This is a genomic window from Vibrio scophthalmi LMG 19158 (assembly GCF_000222585.1).
Taxonomy (GTDB): domain Bacteria; phylum Pseudomonadota; class Gammaproteobacteria; order Enterobacterales; family Vibrionaceae; genus Vibrio; species Vibrio scophthalmi.
Genome location: NZ_AFWE01000056.1, coordinates 18,935 through 30,994, shown reverse-complemented (window position 1 = coordinate 30,994; position 12,060 = coordinate 18,935). Strand labels below are relative to the sequence as shown.

At 45.9% G+C, this 12,060-nt stretch carries 10 protein-coding genes; 2 read left to right on the top strand and 8 right to left on the bottom strand.

The features are described from left to right. The 8 genes from RH88_RS03645 to msrA all read right to left on the bottom strand — a co-directional run. Nucleotides 1-895 (bottom strand): TIGR03899 family protein (locus tag RH88_RS03645; protein ID WP_005593524.1); only part of this gene is annotated, 895 nt, incomplete at its 3' end. Between the two features lie 494 nt (nt 896-1,389). Next, nucleotides 1,390-1,890, bottom strand: coding sequence for a DUF3299 domain-containing protein (locus RH88_RS03640; RefSeq protein ID WP_005593522.1), 501 nt, complete (start codon nt 1,888-1,890; stop codon nt 1,390-1,392). Between the two features lie 2 nt (nt 1,891-1,892). After that, on the bottom strand, nt 1,893-3,152 hold the full coding sequence (locus tag RH88_RS03635; RefSeq protein ID WP_005593520.1) for an ABC transporter permease: 1,260 nt from the start codon (nt 3,150-3,152) through the stop codon (nt 1,893-1,895). Continuing rightward, nucleotides 3,149-3,856, bottom strand: a complete 708-nt coding sequence (locus RH88_RS03630) for an ABC transporter ATP-binding protein (RefSeq protein WP_005593519.1) — start codon at nt 3,854-3,856, stop codon at nt 3,149-3,151. The genes RH88_RS03635 and RH88_RS03630 overlap by 4 nt, the downstream gene beginning before the upstream one ends. 64 nt (nt 3,857-3,920) lie before the next feature. Then, nucleotides 3,921-4,640, bottom strand: coding sequence for a zinc uptake protein ZrgA (zrgA, locus tag RH88_RS03625; protein WP_005593518.1), 720 nt, complete (start codon nt 4,638-4,640; stop codon nt 3,921-3,923). Nucleotides 4,641-4,762: 122 nt separating this feature from the next. Then, entirely contained in the window at nt 4,763-5,059 is a 297-nt protein-coding gene (locus RH88_RS03620; protein ID WP_005593517.1) for a DUF2607 family protein, read from the bottom strand. Nucleotides 5,060-5,134: 75 nt separating this feature from the next. Beyond that, on the bottom strand, nt 5,135-5,686 hold the full coding sequence (locus tag RH88_RS03615) for a YtfJ family protein (protein WP_005593516.1): 552 nt from the start codon (nt 5,684-5,686) through the stop codon (nt 5,135-5,137). A 94-nt stretch (nt 5,687-5,780) separates the two neighbouring features. Further along, a complete protein-coding gene (gene msrA / locus RH88_RS03610; RefSeq protein WP_005593515.1) occupies nt 5,781-6,410 on the bottom strand; it encodes a peptide-methionine (S)-S-oxide reductase MsrA in 630 nt (209 codons plus the stop codon). A 126-nt stretch (nt 6,411-6,536) separates the two neighbouring features. On the opposite strand from msrA, the gene tamA reads away from it, so the two are divergent. Further along, the gene (tamA, locus tag RH88_RS03605; RefSeq protein ID WP_005593514.1) at nt 6,537-8,252 is read left to right on the top strand and encodes an autotransporter assembly complex protein TamA; all 1,716 of its coding nucleotides are present in this window, start codon (nt 6,537-6,539) and stop codon (nt 8,250-8,252) included. Beyond that, the gene (gene tamB, locus RH88_RS03600; protein ID WP_005593513.1) at nt 8,249-12,019 is read left to right on the top strand and encodes an autotransporter assembly complex protein TamB; all 3,771 of its coding nucleotides are present in this window, start codon (nt 8,249-8,251) and stop codon (nt 12,017-12,019) included. The genes tamA and tamB overlap by 4 nt, the downstream gene beginning before the upstream one ends. The last annotated feature ends 41 nt before the right edge of the window (nt 12,020-12,060 follow it).

Genomic DNA, 12,060 nt, shown 5'->3' with positions numbered 1-12,060 from the left:
ATACCGCGTGATGAATGGTGCTTTTCGTTTCCGTTTGCACTGAGAATTTTTGTCCAAGCATCGCAATTAACTGATCGTAATATTGGCTATTTTGCTTATTACCGAGCAGTTTACATAGCTCGTTTCCGGTAGGGGTAAAACGGTAGTAAAGTAAACGTACCCCTTTGCTATGCACTTGCAGTGCAAGATTCTTACCTTGGTAAATTAATGGCAATGGGGACTCTAAATCAATCTCACCAGACTCTAGTTCGGTGCCATGCATTAAGCCAAGCTCAAACAGTACCAATAAGCTGGAATAGGGCAGCTGGTAATTGCCAACATTAATATTGCTGGTAAGCGTACGTTTACCCAAACTGAATATACCCGCTTGGGCGCGAAAACCAATCAACAACTTGCGACTGTTATCATTCCCAAAACTGCAGGCAAGCGAAGCGGCCCGTTGCAGGATCTGCGCTTCTTTTGGGGTCATATCGTGCAACACTTTGAGGGCTTTCATTGAGGTAGAGCCTGGGTTAGTCACTTCGCGTTTAAACACTTGTGCCCACAGGCGCTGCATTGCAGGGTTATGGACTTCTTGGGCCATATCAAAAAAGCGATATAACCAATCTTGATCCGGCTCTCCAGCGGTTTCATCACTACAGGCGGAGTGCGCTAGTTTTAAGATCTGCTCTAAGTTTTTTTGCCGCTGTTCACGGCGACGACGTTCGCGTACTAAAGCACGCTCTAAGGCAGGTTTTTGTGGGGACTCTTTTTGTAACAGAGCATCTAAACCATGATCTTGAGCAATATGCATTACGCGACTTGAGCTGTCTTTTACGTAGTTAGATTTTTTCTCGTGACGGCTTTCGTTGCTAGGCGGATGCTCGATAATGATTGGCTTGCGACTCTCAGACATGGTTTTTCCTTCACCCACATGGACTTACTGATAACTGTACCTTTTTATATTCGCGCTCGCCAGAGAAACTAATGTGAGTCATGTCGGTGTTATTTGATGTTGCGATGTTCGGAGGTGACGGATATTGGCAAGGTTTGAGGCACTCGTTTATGAACCTATCTTTGCTTGCATTATTGTTGCCGTCAGCTGCTTAAGCCCAATTCACACGATAACGGCAAATTTCGCTGTCACCAGTGATAACAATTTGTTAAAATTGTTATCAGTTAGCGAGGGTTCTTATGAAATATTCCAAAGAGAATAAATTTAGAAAGCACCTATCCATTGCCTTATTACTCTTTGTTTACCTAGCGGTACTAGTTTATCTGTCTAGATTCTTAATCTAGTCAGCCAGATGTTTAGGGCAATGAACAGGTTGCTTGTTTGTTAAACTTTATGTGCTTTGAACCATTGGGTCTAAGCTAGATTACAGCGCGAGTTTGATTTACCGCGCGTACTCAGTAATCATCGTATTCTGCTATGGCAGTCCCTTCGATGATGTAACCCGTTTCCGCCAGTTCATGATTAAAGGTTTCGGTTTTGAGTGTGCCGATAACGTAGATCACATCCCATAGCTGCTGAATCGGTGCGCCTTGAGGAAACTTCACATAAATGATTTGATTTGGTGGCGGTGGTGGCACATGGATGCAGGCACCAAAGTATGGCACCAATAAGAATTCCGTGATCTTCTCTTCATCCCCTTCTAATGGCACCACAAACCCCGGAATTTTCACCTGACTACCATTAAGTTCTTGTCTGACAGAGCCTACCGTTGATTGCTGCATTGCCGCTCCACTATGGTCGGTAATCAGTGGCATACCTACCGCATCAAACTGATTACGTTCGCTTTCTGGGATCAAGTCGACCCAATCTAGACTTAGGATCTCCTCATTGGCAACACTATAAGTAGGCAAAGCGAAGCTCAATGCCCAGCACACGAATACTAAGATTTTTTTCATGGTTACACCCGTATTGTCATCCCATCGCTTAGAGACTGACGGTATGCTCGTAGCGCAGGGAAAATACCTATCACAGTTCCAGCAAACTGGACGGCAGCGATAAGACCTAATTCATAAGAAGAGAGCATAACTAACGGTAGCTGAATACCGTAATTTTGCGTCACAAAGGGGCCGGCTAATGCTAACAAGCCATAGAGCAAGCCAATACCTACCGCAATACCGATAGCCGTGAGCACACTGGCTTCGAGGATCAGTAGAGTGAAAATATGCCGAGGCCTTGCCCCCATCGCTCTCAAGATAGCCATTTCTCGGCGTCGTTCTTGTAAGCTGGTGAGTAAGCTGGAAAGCATACCGAGTAAACCGGCGACAACGACAAAACCAGAGACCACCATTAAAGCTTGTTCCGCAACGGACATCATGCCCCATAATTCATGCAACGCGACACCGGGTAAAATAGCGCTTAGCGGTTCTTGCGGGTAAGTGTTGATCTGACGCTGTAAGGCAAAGGTTTGAATTTTTGACTTCAGACCGACCATCATCGCGGTAATTTGGCCCGGCTGAAAATCAGCCTTGGCTAGGCTTTCAGCGCTCGGTGTGGCACCAAGTCGTGCACCAGATTCCCAACCAACATGAATGGCCTCAATTGCTTCTAAGGAAACATGCACGGTTTTGTCCACGGGCGTGCCGGTTGGTGCAAAAATGCCAACCACTTTAAACGGTAAGTTATCGTGGCGACTAAAGCCCACATCGCTAATTCCGTGTGCAATAATGATTTCACTACCAATATGGTAGCCAAGCTTCTTCGCCACATCCGCGCCAATGACCGTTTCAAATAAGCCTTCAAATGGCTTGCCTTGGCTGAGTGCTAGCGCCTGCTTATTACCATAGCGATAGTGCTCAAAATAGCTTTGATTGGTGCCTAATACACGAAAACCTTTGTGTGAATCCCCAAGTGACAAGGGGATAGTCCAATCAACAGCGCGGTGTTGGCTAAATTCTTGATAGCTCTTCCAGTCGATATTATTGGTCGCGTTACCAATGCGAAATACGGAGTAGAGTAATAAGTTAACTTGCCCTGATCGACCGCCAACAATCAGGTCGGTACCTGAAATCGTATTGGCAAAACTCGCTTTCGCTTGAGTACGAATACGCTCAACGCCAAGCAGCAGAACCAATGAAACTGCAACAGTAAGAATGGTGAGGAAGGCCGTTAAGCGGCGGTTGTTGACACTCTTCCACGCTAACATCAAGGTTGGGCTCATGCTGGCTCTCCTGCTTGATTGATTAGACGCAGATCTAAGCTGCGGTCAAATAGCGCTTCAAGTGTGGGATCGTGGCTGACAAATACCAGTGTGGCATTGACCTGATTAACTTGCTCTAGCAGCAGTTCGATAAACGCCGTGCGATTGTCATGATCGAGTGAAGAGGTTGGTTCATCAGCAATGATCAATGGTGGGCTGCCAATCAGCGCCCGTGCAGCGGCAACGCGCTGTTGCTGACCGATACTGAGTTCTACGACCGGTTTATGCAGTAGCGCTGGGCTTAAATGTAATTTTTCGAGCAGATCTTGAGCGCGCAAAGCAAGATCAACTTCGACACGTTGCTTACGTTGAGCTGAAAACTGACAAGGAAGAATGACGTTTTCAATCACGCTTAAATAAGGCAGTAGATTAAATTGCTGAAAAATATAACCAATATTGTCTGCACGAAATCTATCACGTTGACGGCTACTAAGTTGCCCCTGATCCTCGCCAAGAATCGTCACGGAACCTTGTTGGGCTTGATTAATGCCCGTAAGAAGACCTAATAGTGTCGATTTACCACAGCCACTTGGGCCTTTAATAAATAAATGCTCACCACGGTGAACATCTAATTTCTCTATTGCGAGAGTCGGTTTATCGCCACCTGGCCATGTGAACTCTACTTGCTGTAGAGCAATCACCTTCGATTGTGAGGTGTTATTCATTGAGTATTCCAATCAATATCGATAACAAGGAGAGCTTGATATGAGTACCAAGCTCTCTTTTTCGTTACAGCTTAATCGTGCTGTTTTTCGCGTTAAGGTCAACGGCTTTTTGTTCTGTGTCGGTTAAGACATTAGCACGAACTTTCTCTGTGCTTGGAAACAAGCTAAACCATTGTGTATCGATCTGTTTAAGCTGACTAATTTCACCACATTGGTAATGGTATTCAACGGTGAATTCACCATGCCCAGCATGATCAGCATGATCAGCATGATCAGCATGATCGTTATGTTCATCATGGTCATGATGTTTTTCTTGATCTTGATGATGGGCTTTTTCATCATGCTGGTCGTGGTCGTGGTCGTGGTCGTGGTCGTGGTCGTGGTCGTGGTCGTGGTCGTGGTCGTGGTCGTGGTCGTGGTCGTGGTCGTGGTCGTGGTCGTGGTCGTGGTGCTCGTCTTCACCTAACGTGTGGCGCACCGAGACATGCTCGATTTCACATTGAGCAGACGAAGAAAGCGCAAGTACTTCTATTGGCTTTTCCAGTTGAGCAATCGCCTTAGCAAGCGCCTGTTTTTGAGCCTCGTTTTCTGGAGCATGCTCAAAACCGACGACGTCTGCACCGGGTGAGGTTATTTCAAACAGCAATTCGTCACCATCTTGGGCGATATTGAATTCGACTTCACCATGGACGTGAGCGTCATGCTGGCGAAATCCCTCTTCTGCCATAGCGGTGTGTGCAAAGAGTAAACCTAGAGCGAGTGCAATCGGAGAAAACTTGTTCATTTTACTTTCCTAGAGCTGATATAAATATGTCGTATTACCCACAAAGTTTGTTTTGTGCGCAGAGTTCATTCCTGTGCCTTGCGGGATTAGAAATGCGAGGTCAGAAATTAAATTTGTCGTATTTAGATAAGCTTAGGTGGTGCGCGAGCAATTTGCGCGATCACCGGAACCTCTAGGTAGTGATATACAGCAAGCGAAGGTGGAGGTTCTGATGAATTGGAGAGTAGTAGAGCCAGTGAGCTCGATTTGGCGCCATGCACTACGCTAGCAAAAAGTTGGCAGTGATGGTGCTCGTGGTGTTGAAGATTAAGGTCTAATTGGTGATGAATGACGGCAAAGTTCGTCCACAGCAGTAGCATGACGGTACAGAGTACAATCATCAATTTGCGCAGCGACAACAAACCAAAGCGAGGCGTCATAATCATCAATTAATAAAAACGGAGTTGTTATACTATAACAACTCCGTCAGAAACTTTAAGTGCTAAATGGGGCGATTATAAGTTTTGTGCGATCAGTTTTAATACCTGCTGGATTTCTTCAGGCGTTAATACACCTTCCTTAACGAACAAGATCTTACCTTGCTTATCTTGCATGATGATCGCCGATGATTCTGATTTTAAATCCCAGCTATTGGCAACCACACCATTCTCATCTAACACCATCGAAGACCAAGGGAAGTCCGTTTTGCTGTCTTGTGCTGAGGACTTTACAAATGATCCTGTGCCCCAAATCGCATCATCTTGGTTGATGATGGTGGTGGTTTGATAGTCGTCAGCGGGAAATTGTGCTGCGGTAATGGCTACCATCAAAGGCGCATTCATCTCTTTTGAATTACTGCGCCCAGCGATCGCTTGAATAACACGAACTTTGCCTAACATCGCATTGCTATTCCATGCCTGATAAATCGTGTCGTTGTTCTGTACTAAAATCTCACCATGACTGGCGATCTCAACGTTAGGCACGCTGTCACCCACAGTTAAATTGTGGGCGTTAGCAAACATGGGTGCAGTAGCAATAGCGAGAGCGATAAGGGTGTTATTTTTCATTATTTTCTTCCTGTTAGGTCATGCTTGGCAGACGAAGCTAAAGTATATACTCAAATTTCAGACTAAGAAGCCAGACCATTGCCAATCGGGACCATTACGCGCTAGTTTGTGGCGGGAAGCAGACTCCAGTTCCACCAAGACCACAATAGCCATTTGGATTCTTCGCTAAGTATTGTTGATGGTAGCTTTCGGCGAAGTAATAGGTTTTGCCGAGATCAATTTCAGTGGTGACGGCTTGTTGGCCAAGCAAGGTTTGATAACGCTGTTTTGAATCGAGAGCGTGTTCAAGTTGTTGCTGGTCATAAACATAGATCGCTGAGCGGTATTGCGTTCCTAAATCATTGCCTTGTCGCATGCCTTGGGTGGGATTATGTTGCTCCCAAAAGTGATGCAGCAGTTGTTCAAAACTGATGAGGTTGGGATCAAAAACCACTCGTACCACTTCGGTATGTCCGGTGAGGCCAGTGCAAACTTCTTCATAACTAGGGTTTGGCGTGTAACCTCCAGCATAACCGACCGAAGTACTGATTACGCCGTCAAGCTGCCAAAAAAGGCGCTCTGCGCCCCAGAAACAGCCCATTCCGAATAAAACTTGTTGCTGATCGTCATGTGGCTGCGCCGATAAGCTTGACTGATTAACGAAGTGTTTATCTTCCACTGATAATGGTGTCTCTCGGCCGGGTAAGGCGAGTTCGGCCGAGATAAGCGTTTGTTTATCTAACATATTGCGTCTCCTTGAGCGTTTGTCCTATGAAGAAGACCGTGAATTTGACGTTTTTCATACAGACTAAATCAACAACTAACGTTATCATTTAATATAAACAATACGAATTAATAACGTTAATACTGCATGTTTAAAAAGCCTCTCGTCATTCTTGTAGCTGTCTTGTGTCTGCCTAGCTTTAGTGTTGTGGCGGATGTGGACTTGTCGATCCGAGGCTTAAAGGGCAAAGTCAAAGATAATGTTGATGCCTATTTAACCTCAATTCCCGAAAAAGAATATGACACCTCACTGCGTTTTCAAGCTCGTTTAGAGCGTAATATCACTGAAGCGCTTAACGCTTTGGGTTATTACCATCCGCAATTTTCTTTTAGTGTTGAAGACGATGGGAAAGATCTCATCGTTGAGGTGAAGAAAGGGAAACCCGTTCTTATTAGCCAGTTGGATATTCAATTTGAAGGTGAGGCCAAGCAAGATAAGGATTTTGCCACTTTAGTTAAACGCAGTGGTTTGAAAGTCGGAAAGCGCCTTAATCAAGGTGACTACGATGCTCTAAAGTCCGGCATTCGTAATCTAGCGTTGCAAAAAGGCTACTTTGAGGGAGACTTTGAACTGAGCCGCTTAGAGGTCTCTCCGGCGCTTAATCAGGCTTATATTCGTTTGCATTATAATAGTGGTATCCGCTACCACTTTGGTGAAACCATCATTACGGGTAGCCAAATTGAAGAAGATCGCGTTCATTCTCTTGAACCTTATAAAGTCGGTGATCCTTACTTGGTGACGGACATCGGTATCTACAACCAAAACCTTTCCAATACCGATTGGTTTTCTTCTGTGTTCGTTGAGCCAGATTTAAGCCATCTTGGTCAAGGACGTGACCTTCCAGTCAAAGTTTCATTAGCCCCTCAAGCGAAAAACCAGTTAGAAACCGGTATTGGTTATTCGACCGATGTGGGGGTGCGTGGTTCATTAAAATGGAAAAAGCCTTGGGTAAACTCACGCGGCCATAGTTTTGATAGCAGTTTTTCATTGTCAAAGCCTGAGCAGACCATTACGGCAGGCTATCGTATTCCACTGGAAGATGTGCTGAATGAGTACTATCGCATTCAATATGGGATGAAAAACGTCGATAACCGCGATACCAAAAGCTTAGAATCCAATATCGCTTTAGAGCGTCACTGGACACTGGATAATGGCTGGCATCGTACGCTGTTCATTCGTTATTTGTTAGAGAACTACGAGCAGGGTATTCAAGACGATAACGCACAATTCTTGTTGCCGGGCATTTCCTTCTCACGTACTCGTTCTCGTGGCGGCTCAATGCCAATGTGGGGCGATAGACAAACTGCCACGATGGAATATGGTGATCCCAAAGCACTTTCGGAGGCGCGCGTGTTCCGGATTCAAGCGGGAACAACATGGATACGCAGCATTGGCAATAACCATCGTGGCTTGTTCCGTATTGATGGCGGTGCCAACGTGACTGATGAATTTGATAAGTTGTCACCGTCACTACGTTTCTTTGCTGGTGGTGACAATAATCTGCGTGGTTATGGCTATGAGTCTATTTCTCCGCGAGATTCGAGTGGTGCGCTAACCGGTGCTAAATATATCGCGACGACCTCTTTAGAATATCAATATCGAGTAGTGGGAAATTGGTGGGGTGCCTTGTTTTACGACTATGGTGATGCATTCAACAAAACCCCTGATTTTAAACGAGGTGTTGGTGCTGGTATTCGCTGGGAGTCACCGGTTGGCCCTGTACGACTTGATTTTGCTTGGGGTTTAGATGCCCGACCGGGGGATGAATTCCAAGTGCACTTTACTTTAGGGCCTGAGTTATGACCAAAGTGGTATTAAAGTGGTCAAAATGGCTTTCTTTGATTGTGTTGGGATTAGTGCTGGCTCTGCTGCTAGCACTGGTGGTGGTATTGTTTTCTAAACCAGGTTTAAGCTTAGTGGTGTGGGGGGCTGATCGTTTCGTTCCGCAGCTCACCATCGGATCTCATCAGGGATCGATATTTCCACGTTTCACGCTCAATGACGTCGCGTTTAAAGATGATCAATTGCATGTTGATGCACAGATAAAATCATTAACCTTAGCGATAAAACCTGCTTGTTTTACCGAACCGAGCGTCTGTATTGATGAGCTAAGTGCGCAAGGTGTGCAATTTAGCATGCCACAACTGCCTGAATCTGAGCCAAGTACTGAGCCTGACTCAGCCGCCAGCTCAACAATTACCTCGCCTTTACCTATTCGTGTCGGTCGTATTCTCTTACAGGATGTCGCGCTTGATGTACTGGGCAATCAGGTCCGTTGGGATACATTTGCCACTGGGCTGATCTTCCAAGGAAATCGCCTCAGTATTAACAAAACTCGTTTTGATGGTGGCGTGGTCAAATTAGCCCCTGCGACGCCAGAGCAGACCTCGACTAAGCAATCAGATAATGCGACGGCAAAAAACAGTGATTCTCAGCCGATTGAATTACCTGATGTGGTGCTGCCATTATCGGTTGATGTGACACAACTTGACATTAGCAACTTTAAACTCGAGCAAGCGGAGCCGGTGATTATCCATCAGCTTGCTTTAAAAGCTTTAGCAAGCCAATCCAGCGTCAAAGTGAGCCAGCTTGATGTCGATATGCCGCAACTTAAAGCGGGCTTAACGGGTGAAGTTACTCTAAACCATGGTTATCCGCTCGATCTTAGCCTCGATGCTTTAGTGAAAATGGCACCAGTCAATGGGCAAAAACTCACCTTAAAAGCCACGGGCAGTGTTGAAAAGCTCAAGTTGGAGGCAAAGTTACGTCAGTTGATTCAAGCGGATCTGAGCGCAGAACTGGAACCGCTTGATCCGAACTTGCCATTCCAGATTGCGCTTAAAAAGGGCAAAGCACAGTGGCCACTAACGGGAAAGGCTGACTACCAAGCGCTAATCAATCAATTTAACGCTCAAGGATCCTTAGCGGGTTATCAATTGGATCTTGATGGTAATGCCAAAGGTCAGACAATTCCGGAGGTGGATTTAACGCTTACTGGGAAAGGGGATTTGTCTGAAATTCATTTGTCGGCCCTTGATATAAAAACCCTCGGTGGTGAGATCAAAGGCTCGGCGATGGCTAACTGGCAAGCCCCAATCAATTGGGCGGCGGATCTGACTTTGGCTAATATTCAGCCCGGCCTGCAATGGTCAGAGGCGGAAGGCAATCTTAGCGGGGCATTGAAAACCGATGGCTCGTTAACCCAACAGGGTGGTTGGCAAGTGAATCTGCCAATGCTCGACATTGATGGAGTATTACGTCAATACCCGCTTAATGTGGTCGGCTCGCTCAAGGCATCAGACAAAAAAGGGGTGGGTGATATTCATCTTGAAACACCTAAGTTGGTGCTGTCTCATGGGCCAAACCAAATTGAAGCAAAAGGTAAGCTTGAGCAGCAATGGAATATGGACGTTCGGCTTAATCTACCTGAGCTGGCGAAGTCAATTCCGGAACTGCAAGGCAGCGCGTTGGGTGACTTGAGTTTGCGGGGCAAGCTGAGTGAACCTGAAGTTGGCGTTAACCTTGCTGTGAATAACATTGACTGGCGCGGTGAAGCACAAGTGAAAAGTGTGCGTCTACAAGGTGATGTTGTGCCATTACCGTTACCGCATGGCAAAGTGAACCTCAAAGTGGCGCAAATCAATTATCAAGGCAATCTGATTGATGATGTTGAGCTCAATATTGGCGGTAATCAAGATGCCCATGAATTGAGTCTTGAAGTGAATTCAGAGTTGCTTTCAACCCGTTTGGCTATCAGTGGTAATTTGACTGATAAACCTAATCTTGTCTGGCAAGGTCAACTTGGTCGGATGATGATTCGTACCCAGCAAGGTGATTGGAACCTCAATCAAGCCACGGCGGTTACCTTTGATTTTGCCAGTCAAATGGCGGCGGTTGGTGCACACTGTTGGCAACAAAATGACAGCTCAGTTTGTCTGGATAAAGATATTCAAGTGGGCGAAAGTGGTGAAGCGCAATTTTCCATTAAGCAGTTCGATTTCAAACAACTGTCGATGTTTATGGCCGAGAAAACCGAGCTTAGCGGTTCGGTGGAAGGTCAAGTTTGGGCTAAATGGGCTCCGCAACAAGCGCCACAGTTAAAGGCTTCGATCACGATGCCAACAGGGCAAGTGAAGCAAATGTTTGATAAGCCGTTGGTGTTTGGTTGGGACAGTGTAAAAATCAATGCTGACGTTGCCAATAATCAATTGAAAGCGGATTGGTTATTTGATGTTACCGACAATGGCGATGTGAGCGGCCAAGTGACGATTCCAGATGTGACGGCGCAAGATAAACAGATGGAGGGTCAATTGGCGTTGAGCACGTTTAATTTAGACTTCCTCAATGTCTTGGTCGGTGAATACAGCCAACTAAAATCAAACATTCAAACGGATTTACGTTTTTCAGGCCCATTGCTTCATCCACAAGTGAACGGACAATTTGTCGTGGATGACATGTTGTTGCATGGTGATATTTCTCCGATTGATATTGATTCTGGTCGATTAGCGATTGAGTTTAACGGCTACAACGCCAAGTTAAACGCGGCGATTCAAACTCCCGATGGCAAGTTGAATGTTACCGGTGATGGTGACTGGCAAGATCTCCAAGATTGGCGCTCGCACGTGCGGGTTTTTGCTGATGAACTGCAAGTGAATCTGCCACCAATGGTGCGTATTAAGGTGATTCCCGATATGACCATCTCTGCGCAACCTAATTTGGCGCGGATTGATGGCAATATTGCGCTGCCTTGGGGCCGTATTGTGATCGATGAACTGCCGCCAAGTGCGGTAGGCATATCAAAAGACTTGGTGCTGGTGGATAGTAAAGGAAAACCACTGAAGAGTGATTCAACGGTGCCATTTGAAGTGGAAACCAATATTAAGATTAAGATCGGCGATGACTTTAAATTGTCCGCCTTTGGCTTAGAAGGCGGCTTGGTTGGCAATCTTAAAGTGGTGCAGAAAAATAAAGGGCCATTCGTGACGGGCGAAGTCAATATCGTTGAGGGTTCTTATCAATCCTTTGGTCAAGACTTGTTGATCAAAGAAGGCAAGATCTTGATGAACGGACCGGTGGATCAACCGTATGTGCAAATTACTGCAATACGTAACCCGGACAATACTCAAGATGATGTCACCGCAGGGGTAAAAGTGGTGGGGCCTGCTGATGAACCGCAGTTAACGATTTTTTCTGATCCCGCCATGCCACAGGCAAATGCGCTATCTTATCTATTAAGAGGTCAAGATATTGATGGTGAATCGGGCGGCAACGCGATGACCACCACCTTGATCGGACTCAGCTTAGCCAAAAGCGGCAAGGTGGTCGGTGAGCTTGGCCAAGCGTTTGGTGTGCAAGACCTGCAATTGGATACCGCTGGCTCCGGTGATGATTCTCAAGTGACGGTGAGTGGCTATGTATTACCAGGCTTACAAGTGAAATATGGCGTCGGTATTTTTGATTCTGTCGGTGAGTTTACAGTGCGCTATCGTTTAATGAAGGATCTCTACTTAGAAGTAGTTTCCGGCTTAGACAGTGCGGTGGATCTGCTCTATCAGTTTGAATTCAATTAATCATTGATGTTCTGAAATGATCGCATGCAATAGAAGGGAGG